Consider the following 13,939-nt stretch of genomic DNA (forward strand, 5'->3'; position numbering starts at 1 on the left):
CGGGCGCCAGCCCGGGGTTGGCAGCGATGTAGGTTGTCTGCTGGGTTACGTTTTCTGGCCCGCGACTTCAACCTCGTTAGGCTTAACTTCTTTTGTAAGCGCTTTGAGAGCCCCCCAGGAGAGGCCTCGTTTTGATGGTTTCTCGGCCGTGTCGGAAGCGACCAGGCTAAGAAGCTCGGCGGAAATGGACACCGCGACTTCCATGGGCCGCTTACCCGGGATGTCACTGCGCCCGACGGGGCACCGGATGCGGTCGATATCGGCTTCGGTATACCCGCGGTGAGCAAGGCGTTGGCGAAAACGCTCCGCCTTGGTCTGCGAACCGATCAGGCCGATCGTGCGCACATCGTCCCGTTTCAGCAGCGCCTGGCAGAGGTCATAATCCAGTGCGTGGTTGTGGGTCAGAATCAGTACATGGGCGTTGCTGCACAGTTCGGGAACGTCCCCAACTGGGTCGTCGGTGCAATGAACCGTGGTGTTGTCGGGCGTCCTGTCCGGAAAACATTCCTGCCGGGAGTCGACCCAGGTGATCTGCCAGGGCAAATCACCCACGATACGCATCAGGGCATGGCTGACGTGACCCGCACCAAAGACCACAAGGCGGGCATCGCCGCCGGACTGGGCCTCCAGCAGGACCGCCACGCTACCACCACAGCATTGTCCAAGGCTGGCACCCAGAGGGAAGTGCGCCAGCTCGTAGCTGTATTCGTGGTTTGCCAGGCGCTCGCGGGCGCGGGCGATCACCCGGTATTCCAGGTGGCCGCCGCCGATGGTGTCGTAGCTGTGTTCCCGGGTGACGACCATCTTACTGGCCGGCTCCCGTGGTACCGAGCCTGTTACGCCCAGTACCGTGACCAAAACATAGGGCTGACCGCGACGTTCGCAGTCAGCAACGGCTTGGATCCAGGTCAGGCGTTCTTGCATGACGGTTCCCCCTGAGCTGCTACCCAGCGCTCGGTTGCCGTGACAGCCTGGAGCACCCGCTCTGGTGTCGCAGGCGTGTCCAGGGGCGGGCTGTAGCGATAGTCCGCCACGCTCGAAACAGCGTCACGCAGGGCAGACCATACTGCCATGCCCAGCATGAGTGGCGGTTCGCCCACAGCCTTTGAGCGGAATACGGTGGCTTCCCGGTTGGGGCTGTGAGGCAGCAGGGCCACCCGGAAATCCGGTGGCGCGTCTGACACAGCCGGGATTTTGTACGTCGCCGGGCCGTTGGACAACAGTCGGCCTTCGTCGCTGTATACCAACTCTTCGGTGGTGAGCCAGCCCATGCCCTGAACAAAGCCGCCTTCAATCTGGCCAATGTCCACGGCCGGATTCAGCGACTGCCCCACGTCGTGAAGGATGTCCACCCGCATGGTCTTGTACTCTCCGGTGAGGGTATCAACCACCACCTCTGCGCAGGCAGCCCCGTTGGCGTAATACAGGAAGGGCCGGCCTTGACCGGTTTCTCGGTCATAGTGAATCTTGGGTGTACTGTAGAACCCGTTGGAAGACAGCGAAACCCGCGCCATGTAAGCCTGCTGCACGAACTCCGCCCAGCCGAACTGCTGCTCACCGACATTGACCTGGTTGTTTTCAAACCGTACCGAGTCCGCGCTCACACCGTAGGTTTCGGCGGCAAACTCGACCAGGCGCTGCTTGATTTTCTCGCAGGCATCCAGGGCAGCCATGCCGTTCAGGTCAGTGCCCGAGGAGGCAGCCGTTGGTGAGGTGTTGGGCACCTTGTCGGTCCGGGTCGCGGACACTTTTACCCGGTCCAGGTCTACCTGGAAGGCTGCGGCTACGACCTGGGCTACCTTGATGTAAAGCCCCTGGCCCATTTCGGTGCCGCCGTGATTGAGGTGAATGCTGCCATCGGTGTAAACGTGCACCAGTGCACCGGCCTGGTTGAGGTGCTTGGCCGTGAATGAAATGCCGAACTTCACCGGTGTCAGGGCCAAACCCCGTTTCAGGATCGAGTTTTCTTTGTTGAACCTGGAAATCTCGGTACGACGCTGACGGTAGTCCGAGCTGGCCTCGAGCGTGTCGATCAGGTCCGGTAAAACGTGCTGCTCGACGATTTGACCATAGTGGGTTACATCACGGCCAGGTCCGTACAGGTTGCGCTTGCGCACATCCAGCGGGTCCATGCCGAGATGGCGGGCGATATCGTCCATTGCCCGCTCAATGATCATCATGCCCTGGGGGCCACCGAAGCCTCGGAAGGCGGTATTGGAAACCGTATGGGTTTTGCAGCGGTGGCCAACAACACGCGCCTGCCCCAGGCTATAGGCGTTGTCGGAATGAAACATGGCGCGGTCGACGATGGCATCGGACAGGTCGGGCGAAAAGCCACAGCGTCCAGCCACCATGATGTCGGCCCCCCGCAGCACACCCTCGTTGTCGAACCCAATGTCATAGGTGTTGAAAAAGTCGTGTCGCTTGCCCGTTTGTACCATGTCGTCGTAGCGCGCCATCCGGTATTTAACGGGCCGCCCGGTGCGTCGGGCAAGCAGGGCCGAGATACAGGCCAGCGGTGCGGCCTGGGTTTCCTTGCCGCCGAAGCCGCCACCCATGCGCCGTACTTCCACCTGGACTTCATGAATGGGGAGGTCAAGCACTTCGGCCACCAGCTTTTGCACCTCGGAGGGGTGCTGGCTGGAGGTATGAACAAACACGCCCGCGTCTTCGGTAGGCTCTACCAGGCACGCCTGTCCTTCCAGGTAGAAATGCTCCTGTCCGCCAACGTGCATCTGGGCCTGTAGGCGATTCGGCGCTTCGGCAAGTGCTTTATCCGGGTCGCCCCTCAGCTGGGTATGACTGGGGCGCACGAACAACTGCTGATCAAGCGCGGCCTCCGCGGTCAACGCGGCAGGAAGGGGTTCATAGCTGACTTTCGCAAGTCGGGCCGCCTGGCGGGCCGCCCGATGACTCGTTGCCGCAACGGCAAACAGCGGCTGGCCCACATGTTCGACCACATCTCCGGCCAGAACCGGATCGCCAGGAAAGACCGGCCCGATGTCGGTATGGCCGGGCACGTCCTCGACTGTCATGACCGAAACCACGCCGGGGTAGGCCCAAACCTCGCTGAGATCCATGGCGGTGATACGGGCGTGGGCGTGCGTACTCTGGCCGACGGCCGCGTGCAGGAGTTCTGCGGGCTCGGGGAGGTCGTCTATATAGCGGGCCTGTCCACGAACGTGCTTCCAGGCACTGTCATGAAATGCCTGGGTGCCTGTCAGCCCTTTCGCCGTTGTGGTGGGCCGCGGAATATTGGGAGGTAGTTTACGCATAGTCAGTCACCATGAGGGGCTGGTTTGTTGTTGTGGTGTCTTGAGTGCTCTCCAAAAACGCGCGGCGCAGCAGGTTGCCGGCTACTTGCAGGCGATAGGCTGCGGACCCCCGCACGTCTGTCATGGGTTCAAATTCGAGTTCCAGTGCGGCAATGGCGGCCGCAACCGTGTCTGCATTCCAGGGCTGGCCTCGAAGCGCCGCTTCAGCACCACTGGCCCGCTTTGGCGTTGCCGCCATCCCGCCAAAGGCCAGTCGGCAGTCCTTGATGGTGTCGCCGTCGCGCTTGAGCCAAAAGGCACCCAGCACTGCCGAAATGTCGTCATCAATGCGCTTGGAGACTTTGTAGATGAACAGCTTTTCGTTAGGTGCCGGGTTGGGGATCCAGGTGCCCCGAATGAATTCGTGAGGCTGGAGGTCGGTCTGCTTGTAGCCGTGGAAGAAGTCCTCAAGGCGCAGGCGCCGGGTGCCATCAACGCTGTCCAGGTCGAGCTCTGCGCCCAGTGCAATCAGTGCGGGCGGCATGTCGCCGATTGGCGAAGCGTTCCCGATATTGCCCCCAACAGTCCCGCGGTTGCGGATCTGGCGCGAACCCAGGCGCTCCAGCATCGGCCCGAAGTGCGGCCAACGCTCCTCGAGCTTATGGAACATGGCGCGGTAGGTCACTCCGGCTCCGAGATAGATCCCGTCTTCGTCCTCGTGGATCTCCTGCAGCTCCTTGATGCCACTCAGACCGATCAGGTGATCAAGGTCTTTGAGCTGTTGGGTGATTTCAAGGGACAGGTCGGTGCCGCCGGCAATCAACCTTGCCTTGGGAAACTGGCGGCACAGTCCACGAAGCGCGTCCAGAGTGGCTGGCGCATCGTATCGGTAGCCGTGATCGTCGGTGAGTTCGCCAGCCGTATTCTGTACGCTTAACAGGTCGGCGATCATTTCGGGGTTCTGCAGCCAGGCTATGCCGCTAAGGCCCGGCGCGGGGTTGTTCGGAGCCGCGCCATCCGGGCCGCTGAGCGCACTGCTTCGGCTCAGAACCGCGTTACCGGTGCCGGGTTCCCACGTTTGCACGCAAGCCCGACGCCCGGCCTCGATGATTGGCCGGTAACCCGTGCAGCGGCAAAGGTTGCCGGACAGCGCCTCCAATAAGGCGTCGTCGTCGGGCACGGAACCGTTCGCTGCGCTTTCTGTATGCAGGGCAAACAGCGACATGATGATGCCTGGTGTGCAGAAGCCGCACTGGGCTCCGTGACACTCCACCATCTCCTTCTGTACCGGGTGAGCTGGCTCCTGGGTTAGCGCGTCGACGGTCACCAGATGTTTGCCATGCAGGCTTCCGACGAGCGCGATGCAGCTGTTCACGCTGTCGTAGCGGAGTTGCCCGGACTGCTCAGGATCGGGCGATCCGATCACCACGGTGCAAGCCCCGCAGTCACCCGATGCGCAGCCTTCCTTGGTGCCTGTCAGTCGCTTCCTGGTGCGCAGCCAGTCGAGGATGCTTAGATTCGGGTCGACTTGGTTGAGTTTTTGTAGTTGGCCGTTCAAGTAGAATCTGATCACAAATTTTCCCGCTCTTCTGCACTTGCGCCTGTCTCTTTCTGCTTTTCTCTTTGTTTAAGACTGAGCATCAGAGTCATTGGCGTAAGCCCTTGATTGATTTCAGTAGTTGCACAGGCGATGCCGCATCACGGATGCCAAAAGTCACATGGGCCCGTTATTCTTTTTACAATTTCCTGACCAAATAGTCCAGTTTTTTGTGTAAAGACTATTCCTTTGATTGCCGCACAGAGATCGGCTATCGTCGGAGCCTCGACGTTCCAACCTGAAGCTACTCGACACCATGACCCGTCAAATCGAACCAGACTCCCCCGAAACGAAGCGAACAACGTCATCAGGCAGCAAGCGCAAGAAAGTGCGTCCGGGCCGAATCCGTGAGCGCAATCGTGAGCGTATTCTGATGGCCGCGGAAAAGGAGTTTTCCCAGAACGGCTTCGGGGCAACCACCGTTCAGAAGATTGCGGACAGGGCGGGGCTGCCGAAATCCAACGTGCTTTACTATTTCAGCAATAAAAAACGCATCTACTACGCGTTGATGGATGACATCATGGGGCGGTGGAACGAGATGTTCTCGAAGATACAGCCAGAAGATGACCCCGCCACGACCCTGGCCAGTTTTATTCACGCCAAGGTAGAGCTATCCAGGACCCACCCCCTGGCATCGCGCCTGTTTGCGCTGGAAATCATTCAGGGGGCGCCGGTCCTCAAGGACCATCTGTCTACGACCATGCGTGAGTGGGTGCAGGCGCGAGCGGGTGTGATTCAGCAGTGGATCGACGCGGGGCGAATGGCGCCCGTTGATCCGGTGCAACTCATCCTCCTGATCTGGTCATCCACGCAACACTACGCTGACTTCCAGGTCCAGATCCTCGCGATTGAGGACAAGAGCGAATACACCGAAAGTGACTTTCAGCACGCTGCGGATTTCCTGACGTCTGTCATCCTGCGCGGTTGTGGCCTCGCCGAGCCTTAACGCCTGACTCCGGAATGCCTGGCATACCGCCCGTCGTATGCCTTCAATGGCGTTCGGTCTTGAAAATTTCCTGACTTATTGGTCAGTTTTTTATTGACCAGGCTACCAATCCTGTTTAAATTTCCCTGAGACACGCAATCCAATCGTCGCCAACAATACCAATGCGACAACAAGACTGACGAGAGTGACCATGTCCCAGCGCAAAGCCTACCGTGCCTCTGTTTTCCACTGCATCGCCGACCCGGGCGTGGTGGGTGCGGAACGTTCCTACGAGTATTTTGAAGATGGCCTGTTAGTGGTCGAGGACGGCACGGTCGTCGAGATAGGCGCGGCGGAGAGCCTGTTGCCATCACTGTCTCCTGGTATCGAGGTCGTCCACTACGAGGATGCCCTGATAACCCCGGGCTTCGTCGATACCCATATCCATTATCCGCAGGTGGGAATCATCGGCTCCTATGGCGCCCAGTTGCTGGACTGGCTGGAAACCTACACCTTTCCCTGCGAGGGACAGTTTGATGATTCACGGCACGCTCATGCCCAGGCTGAGATCTTCCTCCGTGAACTGTTGAGAAACGGGACAACGACGGCCCTGGTCTTCGGAACCGTCCATAAGCAGTCGGTGGATGCCTTTTTCGAACATGCCTCCAAGCTGAACCTGCGGATGATTGCGGGCAAGGTGTTGATGGACCGTTGCGCGCCTGACTATTTGGTGGATACAGCGGAATCCGGTTATGCGGACAGCAAGGAGCTTATTGAGCGTTGGCATGGAAAGGGCCGTTTGTCCTATGCGGTGACGCCCCGATTTGCGCCGACGAGCTCCGATGAGCAACTCGAGCTGGCGGGTAAGCTCTTCAAGGAATTCCCGGGCTTGTACATGCACACCCACATTTCCGAGAACCGACAGGAGATTGAGTGGGTTAAAGAGCTGTTTCCTGAACGGGATGGTTACCTTGATGTATACGACCACCATGGCCTGATTGGTGAACGGTCAGTGTTTGCACACGGTGTTCACCTGCATGACGACGAGTGCAGGCGGCTGGGCGACACTGGCTCTGCGGTTGCCTTTTGCCCGACGTCGAACCTCTTCCTTGGCAGTGGTTTGCTCGACCTGGCGCACCTGGAGTCCCATGGGGTTCGCGTTGGCCTGGGCACGGATGTAGGGGCGGGTACCAGCTTTTCCCAGCTTCAAAGCCTTAACGAGGCGTACAAGGTGTTGCAGCTGCAGGGGCAGAAACTGGATCCTTTCAAAGCCTTTTACCTTGCAACGCTCGGCGGAGCCCGGTCCCTCTACCTGGATGACAGGATTGGCAGCCTGCAGGCCGGGAAAGAAGCGGACTTTGTTGTGCTGGATTACGAAGCCACGCCGCTGATCAGTTACCGCCTGAAGCAATCCAAGAGCCTCGAGGAAACACTGTTTGCCCTCATGATTCTTGGCGATGACCGCGTGGTGAAGGAAACCTTCAGCGCGGGCATGTCCGTTCACCGCCGATAGCGTGCCACTGGTGGGCTGCCCGTTGCCGCTGATGGGCGCGCCCACCCTCGGTCCAGAATCTTTCTACCACGCCTCTTCGGGTCCTTCTTTTTTCTTGTGCACAATCGTTATAAGAATTTTGTTGCAATTGTTGTATACAAAAGCATAATCGGAGTTGTGGTTCCTGACCGATAAGTCAGGAAATGCCGATATGGCAAACCAGCCATCACCTGCCTCAAGGGCTCTGCTCTGGGTGATAGAAAACAACAATGATGAGGAATACCTTGTGGAAAACATCGATCAGCAGAAGCGCTCGCTCGGAGCGTTAGCGAGAACGGACTGGCTCGAGCGCATTTTCAAGCTCCGTCAGCATGGAAGCTCAGTCAAGATTGAGCTGATAGCAGGCCTGACCACCTTCGTAACCATGGCCTACATTATCTTCGTTAATCCCAATGTTATGGCTGCGGCCGGCCTTGATCATGGTGCTGCGTTCGTCGCCACCTGTCTGGGGGCGGCACTTGGCTGCCTGCTCATGGGGTTCTACGCCAACTGGCCGGTGGGACTGGCGCCGGGCATGGGGCTCAACGCGTTTTTTACCTACACCGTCGTTGGTGAAATGGGTTACACCTGGCAGGTTGCCCTTGGCGCGGTCTTCCTCTCCGGCATCCTGTTTATGATTATGAGCCTCTCGCGAATCCGCGAATGGCTGCTTAACAGCATTCCGATGAGCCTGCGTTTTGCCATGGGGGCAGGGGTTGGTCTGTTTCTCGGGCTCATTGGCCTGAAGACGGCGGGCATTGTCGTCGACAGCCCCGCGACGCTGGTGACGATGGGGTCTTTTGGTGAGCCTTCGGCACTACTGGCCGCCATCTGCTTCTTGCTGATCGCGGTGCTTAGCCACCGCAATGTGTTTGGCGCCATCCTATTGAGCATGCTCATTGTAACGGGGATCGGCTGGAGTATGGGGCTTGTGGAGTATGGCGGTGTTGTGTCGCTCCCTCCCAGCCTGGCGCCAACCTGGCTGGCGATGGATATTGCGGGCGCGTTGAACGTGGGAATGATCAGCGTTGTGCTCGCGTTTCTCTTCGTGAACATGTTCGACACCGCGGGAACACTGATGGGGGTGGCTCATCGTGCAAACCTGGTTGACGAGAACGGCAAGATAGAAAACCTTTCCAAATCCCTTAAAGCGGACAGTACATCCAGTGTCCTGGGCTCATTTGTGGGTTGCCCGCCGGTAACCAGCTACGTTGAAAGCGCTTCAGGCGTAGCCGCGGGTGGTCGCACTGGTCTGACAGCCGTCACTGTCGGCGTGCTATTCCTGCTGGCAACCTTCTTTGCACCTCTTGCGGGAATGATCCCGGCCTACGCGACCTCAGGCGCACTTATATACGTCGCTATGCTGATGATGAGTGGAATGGCCCACATCGACTGGAAGGACATCACCGACACCATTCCGGCCATCATTACTGTGGTGATGATGCCGCTGACCTTCTCCATCGCCAATGGCATTGCGCTGGGCTTCGTTACCTATGCCACGTTGAAGCTGCTTACCGGGCAGAGGAAGAAAGTATCCGTCAGCCTGTATGTTCTCTGTGTCATCTTCATCGCCAAGTTCGCCTTCCTGTGATCAAGGCACACGGTTGACCCGAACCCGAGGTTTTACCCCAAAACAACAAAACGAGAGGTAGTAAAAATGAAACTGTTGCAAAAAATCCTGCTGGCGGCGTGCGTTTTCACCGCGTTTGTTCCGGTTGTTCACGCTGAAAAGTTCTTCGGCAGTTCCAGTGTGTCGCTGCTTTATAGCGATGACTATGAAATCTTTGGCTCTCAAAAAGAGTCTGCGACCGTGTTTACCTTTGAAAACGTGACCGCCCACAACTGGGGGGATACGTTCTTCTTCATTGACCGCTATCAGGTTCAGGGGGATTCCGGTAACGCTGACTCCACCTATGGGGAGTTCGCGCCCCGGTTGAGCCTGAGTTGGCTAAGCGGCCAGGATCTGGGCTTCGGGCCGGTTAATGACGTCTACCTGGCAACCCAGTATGAGTTCGATGGTGGGGTAGAGGCGAACAACTACATGTACGGTCTTGGATTGGGCTGGGACATCCCTGGATTCCAATACTTCAACACCAATGCCTACTATGTTGAAAACAACACCGCGTTCGACACGCCGGACGACTGGCAGCTGACCGTAACATGGGGGGTGCCGTTCGAACTGGGCAGCGCGGCGTTTCTCTTTGACGGTTTTATCGACTATTCATCGGGGGTAAGCGGTGCTCAGAGTGCAGACTTGCACATCAACCCGCAGTTCAAACTCGACCTTGGTCATTTCACGGGAGAGGCTGGCGTGTTGTATGCCGGTATAGAGTACTCGTACTGGCGTAATAAATTCGGTAGCCCAAACATAGATACGGAGAACGCTGTTAGCGCACTGGTCAAGTTCCATTTCTGACCCGCGCTATCATCATCGGATCCATTGGGCCGCTGGTTTCAGCGGTCCAGCTGCCATCACATGACAGGAGAACTTTATGGGACGCCTTACCACACACGTACTGGATACTTCGCTGGGACGCCCCGGGCAGGGTATTCGTATCGAGGTTTACCGACTGGAGGGTGAATCGCGCACCTTGCTGAAAGAAGTCACCACTAATGATGATGGCCGTTGCGATGCCCCGATACTTGAAGGTGAGGCCTTTACCGAGGGCCAGTTCGAGCTGGTCTTTCACGCTGGAGACTACCTCCGGCGCCAGGGCGTAGAGGCTGACGAACCGCGCTTTCTCGATGTTATCCCATTGCGTTTCGGCGTGGCTGACGCCTCCCAGCACTTTCATGTGCCCCTCCTGCTTTCTCCCTATAGCTACTCCACCTACCGCGGTAGCTGAGTCGAGATGGTCAGTCATCAATACAACAGTGCGAACAAGAGAACAGGTTAATGGAAGCTTACATTCTGGATTTTGTGAATTTCATGTTGCGGTGGCTGCATGTGATTGCGGCGATTGCGTGGATTGGTGAGTCAATCTACTTCGTGATGCTGGATAACAGCCTCAAGCCGCCACAGGCCGAAAACTGCAAAAAGAAGGGGGTTTTTGGTGAGATGTGGGCCGTGCATGGGGGCGGTTTCTATCACAACCAAAAGTACGCCACCAGCCCGGGTACCTTGCCTGCCGACCTGCATTGGTCGTTCTGGAAATCGTACACCACCTGGCTGTCGGGTTTCGCGCTGTTCGTTATTCTCTACATGGTCAACCCAGGCTTCTACCTGGTGAACACCAATAGCAGTTGGCAGTGGGCTGCTGAGTTAAGTGGATGGCAGGCCAACGTTGCGGCGGTGCTTTTCCTGGTATTCGGGTGGGTTGTATACAATGATCTGTGCAAGCGCATAAGCCCGAACATGGAGCGGGACGGCATTCTGAGTATTGCGGTTGGGGTGCTGCTTGTCATAGTTGCCTATGTAAGCACTCAGTTGTTTGCTGGCCGTGCTGCGTTCCTTCTGACCGGTGCTGTCATGGCGACAGCCATGTCCGCGAACGTTTTCTTCTGGATCATTCCGGGCCAGCGCCGCATGGTCGATGCCATGAAGGCGGGCGAGGAGCCCAATCCGATTGATGGCAAGCGCGGTAAACAACGCTCTGTCCACAATACCTACTTCACGCTTCCCGTCGTTCTGTTGATGATCAGTAATCACTACGCCTTCGCCTATACAGAGGCTCAGGCATGGTTGGTCATGTCGCTGCTCATATTTGCCGGCGCCGTTATCCGCCAGTTCTTTGTACTGATGCACGCGGGCAAAACCCAACCTTCCTACCTTCTGGCCGGTGGTGTGCTGATTCTGCTGGCGTTCTGGGTGGCCGCTCCCACGGGAGAGTCCCAGGTGGCAACGGCTCAGGCAAACGCCGAGCCCAATACGACGACGCATGAGACAAGTGAATCCCCCCTTGCTGCCAACGTGGGCGCGACCATTGAGCAACACTGTGCGGGATGCCATTCGAAGCAACCTGAGAACCCGGCGTTTTCGGCTCCGCCGGCGGGATTTGCGTTTGATGCGGTTGATCAGATCCTCAGCCATCAGGCCAAGATCCAGGAGGTTGTGGCGAACGGATACATGCCGTTGGGCAACGCCACGAACATGACCGAAGAAGAACGCGAAATCATCAAGAACTGGGGTGAATGAGTGTTGCGTTCGAGTTGGACACAATATAGTATATTTAAGTATACAATGCATATTGAAGGCGAGCTGGTACCAACGGCCTGCCAAACGGATTGGAAGAAGGAAGTTGCTTGATGAATCCGGCTAATCCAGACCATTACCCCCGAGACCTGATTGGTTACGGTTCTGAGCCTCCCCATGCAAATTGGCCTGGCCGGGCACGCATTGCCGTGCAGTTCGTTCTCAATTACGAGGAAGGTGCGGAGAACTGCGTCCTGCATGGCGATACGCATTCGGAGCAGTTCCTGTCCGAAATCGCCGGGGCTGAGGCCTACCCAAGCCGGCACATGAGCATGGAGTCAATCTATGAGTACGGCTCGCGGGCAGGGGTATGGCGGGTACTGAAGGAGTTTCAGCGCCGCGGCATGCCGCTGACGGTATTTGGCGTGGCGATGGCCCTTGAGCGGCACCCCGAGCTTGCCCATGCGTTTAAAGAGCTGGGGCACGAGGTTGCCTGTCACGGTTGGCGCTGGATTCACTACCAGAATATTCCGGAAGGTATAGAGCGCGCGCACATGCGCCGGGCCATCGAGATCTTCGAGGCTTTATACGGCGAGAAACCGGCAGGGTGGTATACCGGTCGCGACAGCGAGAACACGCGCCGTCTGGTGCTGGACGAAGGCAGCTTTCTCTACGACAGCGATTACTACGGGGACGATCTGCCGTTCTGGACCCGTCAGTACGACAGTGAGGGCGAAATGCACAACCACCTGGTAGTGCCTTATGCCCTGGACACCAATGACATGCGCTTCGCTTCAGCGCAAGGCTTCGGTACCGGCGAGGACTTTTACCAGTATTTACGGGATGCCTTCGACGTGCTTTATGCCGAGGGTGAGGACGCGCCAAAAATGCTGTCTGTTGGTCTCCACTGTCGGCTGGTTGGCCGGCCGGGACGCTTCCGGGCCCTGCAGCGATTCCTCGATCACATAGAAGCCCATGATCGTGTCTGGGTTACGAGACGTGTGGATATTGCTCGCCATTGGGCCGAGCACCACCACCCGCTCTCATCCAAGGAGCAGCAATGAGCAATCGATCTGTGAACAAACCTACGTATTACGCTCCCGCTGGCGGGCATCCACCTCAGACCCAGTTGTTGTCTGACCGTGCGGTTTTTACCGAAGCCTACGCCATCATTCCCAGGGGCGTGATGCGGGATATCGTCGCCAGTGCCTTGCCGCATTGGGAAAAAACCCGGCTTTGGGTGCTTTCACGCCCGCTGTCTGGATTCGCCGAAACGTTCTCCCAGTACATCATGGAGGTGTCCCCTGGGGGCGGCAGCTCGCGACCAGAGCTGGACGCTTGTGCGGAAGGGGTTCTGTTTGTGGTTGAAGGCGAGATGACCCTGACCATCGCCGGCCAACAACACCGGATGCAAGAGGGCGGCTATGCCTTTATCCCGCCGGGTGCGTCCTGGCAGTTGTTGAACGAGAGCGATGCGCCGCTGCGTTTTCACTGGGTGCGAAAAGCCTACGAGCATGTGGACGGTATTGAGGTGCCTGAAGCTTTTGTCACCAATGAGACCGACATAACGCCCACCGAGATGCCGGGAACTGAGGGGCGCTGGACGACAACACGCTTTGTTGATCCGCAGGACATCCGACATGACATGCACGTCAACATTGTCAATTTCCAGCCCGGCGGAGTTATTCCATTTGCCGAGACCCACGTGATGGAACATGGCCTTTACGTGCTGGAAGGGAAGGCGGTTTATCACCTCAACCAGGATTGGGTTGAAGTGGAGGCGGGTGACTACATGTGGCTTCGCGCCTTCTGCCCGCAAGCGTGCTATGCCGGTGGGCCGGGGCCGTTCCGTTACCTGCTTTACAAGGACGTGAACCGGCACATGAAACTCAGCGGATTCGGTTCGCGCTGAGCTGAGACGAGGACATTTTTATGCTGGAACTCAAAGCACAACCGTTGAGCCCGGAGGCATTCGCCGAATTCGGGGATGTTATTGACCGGCGCACGGCTGACTCCTTTCCCATCAATGCGGGGCGCACCCAGCGCCACCATGATCTGGCGAAAGTGGAGCTGCTCGGTGATGAGGCGCGGGTTCTGGTGAGTATTTTTGTCAGCCAGCCGGTGACGTTACCGCTGGAGCTGTCGTTCCTGGAGCGCCACCCGCAAGGCAGCCAGGCCTTTATGCCTCTGCACGAGGAGCGATTCCTGGTTGTTGTCGCACCCCCAGGCGACACGATCAGCCCTGATGAAGTTCGCGCCTTTGTCACCGATGGTTTCCAGGGAGTGAATTACCGCGCGGGTACCTGGCACGCCGTGCAGTCGGTGTTGGATCGGGAAGGCGAATTCCTGGTTATCGATCGCGGCGGCTCGGGGAACAACTGCGACGAGTACGGAATGGAGGTGCGTGTGCTCCTCGACCTATCTGACTGATCTACCGGCTGACTTTCCATTCAACTTTTACCGACGGTGCACATACGTTTCAGGCGCCGGGACGAGCTTC

At 57.9% G+C, this 13,939-nt stretch carries 12 protein-coding genes; 9 read left to right on the forward strand and 3 right to left on the reverse strand.

Features of this window, described 5'->3' with window-relative positions:
• Positions 1-45 precede the first annotated feature (45 nt).
• The 3 genes from xdhC to xdhA are packed head-to-tail and all read right to left on the reverse strand — an operon-like array spanning position 46 to position 4,827.
• Positions 46-924, reverse strand: a complete 879-nt coding sequence (xdhC, locus tag AAGD24_RS02570; protein ID WP_075195343.1) for a xanthine dehydrogenase accessory protein XdhC — start codon at positions 922-924, stop codon at positions 46-48.
• Complete coding sequence (xdhB, locus tag AAGD24_RS02575; protein ID WP_075195342.1) at positions 909-3,275, reverse strand: xanthine dehydrogenase molybdopterin binding subunit; 2,367 nt, start codon at positions 3,273-3,275, stop codon at positions 909-911. Before xdhB ends, xdhC begins: the two co-directional genes overlap by 16 nt.
• Positions 3,268-4,827 (reverse strand): xanthine dehydrogenase small subunit, encoded by a 1,560-nt coding sequence (gene xdhA / locus AAGD24_RS02580; RefSeq protein ID WP_379866415.1) that lies wholly within the window; start codon positions 4,825-4,827, stop codon positions 3,268-3,270. Before xdhA ends, xdhB begins: the two co-directional genes overlap by 8 nt.
• 280 nt (positions 4,828-5,107) lie before the next feature.
• Between xdhA and AAGD24_RS02585 the strand changes: the two genes are divergently transcribed.
• The 9 genes from AAGD24_RS02585 (at position 5,108) to AAGD24_RS02625 (ending at position 13,869) form a co-directional block, all read left to right on the forward strand.
• Positions 5,108-5,797, forward strand: a complete 690-nt coding sequence (locus AAGD24_RS02585; protein ID WP_075195340.1) for a TetR/AcrR family transcriptional regulator — start codon at positions 5,108-5,110, stop codon at positions 5,795-5,797.
• A 190-nt stretch (positions 5,798-5,987) separates the two neighbouring features.
• Complete coding sequence (gene guaD, locus AAGD24_RS02590) at positions 5,988-7,289, forward strand: guanine deaminase (RefSeq protein WP_228210329.1); 1,302 nt, start codon at positions 5,988-5,990, stop codon at positions 7,287-7,289.
• A 232-nt stretch (positions 7,290-7,521) separates the two neighbouring features.
• Positions 7,522-8,898 carry an NCS2 family permease gene (locus AAGD24_RS02595; RefSeq protein ID WP_369810916.1) on the forward strand — a complete coding sequence of 459 codons (1,377 nt, stop codon included), beginning with the start codon at positions 7,522-7,524 and terminating at the stop codon, positions 8,896-8,898.
• Positions 8,899-8,964: 66 nt separating this feature from the next.
• Positions 8,965-9,723 carry an outer membrane protein OmpK gene (locus AAGD24_RS02600; RefSeq protein ID WP_085681759.1) on the forward strand — a complete coding sequence of 253 codons (759 nt, stop codon included), beginning with the start codon at positions 8,965-8,967 and terminating at the stop codon, positions 9,721-9,723.
• A gap of 76 nt (positions 9,724-9,799) precedes the next feature.
• Positions 9,800-10,153, forward strand: a complete 354-nt coding sequence (gene uraH / locus AAGD24_RS02605) for a hydroxyisourate hydrolase (protein ID WP_075195336.1) — start codon at positions 9,800-9,802, stop codon at positions 10,151-10,153.
• Positions 10,154-10,203: 50 nt separating this feature from the next.
• A complete protein-coding gene (locus AAGD24_RS02610; protein ID WP_379866418.1) occupies positions 10,204-11,442 on the forward strand; it encodes a urate hydroxylase PuuD in 1,239 nt (412 codons plus the stop codon).
• Positions 11,443-11,552: 110 nt separating this feature from the next.
• The gene (gene puuE, locus AAGD24_RS02615) at positions 11,553-12,503 is read left to right on the forward strand and encodes an allantoinase PuuE (RefSeq protein ID WP_041334473.1); all 951 of its coding nucleotides are present in this window, start codon (positions 11,553-11,555) and stop codon (positions 12,501-12,503) included.
• 11 nt (positions 12,504-12,514) lie between these two features.
• Positions 12,515-13,351: a bifunctional allantoicase/(S)-ureidoglycine aminohydrolase gene (locus tag AAGD24_RS02620; protein ID WP_227517975.1), complete on the forward strand. Its 837-nt coding sequence runs from the start codon at positions 12,515-12,517 to the stop codon at positions 13,349-13,351.
• A gap of 20 nt (positions 13,352-13,371) precedes the next feature.
• Positions 13,372-13,869: an ureidoglycolate lyase gene (locus AAGD24_RS02625; RefSeq protein ID WP_041334478.1), complete on the forward strand. Its 498-nt coding sequence runs from the start codon at positions 13,372-13,374 to the stop codon at positions 13,867-13,869.
• Positions 13,870-13,939 lie beyond the last annotated feature (70 nt).

The organism is Marinobacter sp. M5B, assembly GCF_042604615.1.
Taxonomy (GTDB): Bacteria; Pseudomonadota; Gammaproteobacteria; order Pseudomonadales; family Oleiphilaceae; genus Marinobacter; species Marinobacter salarius.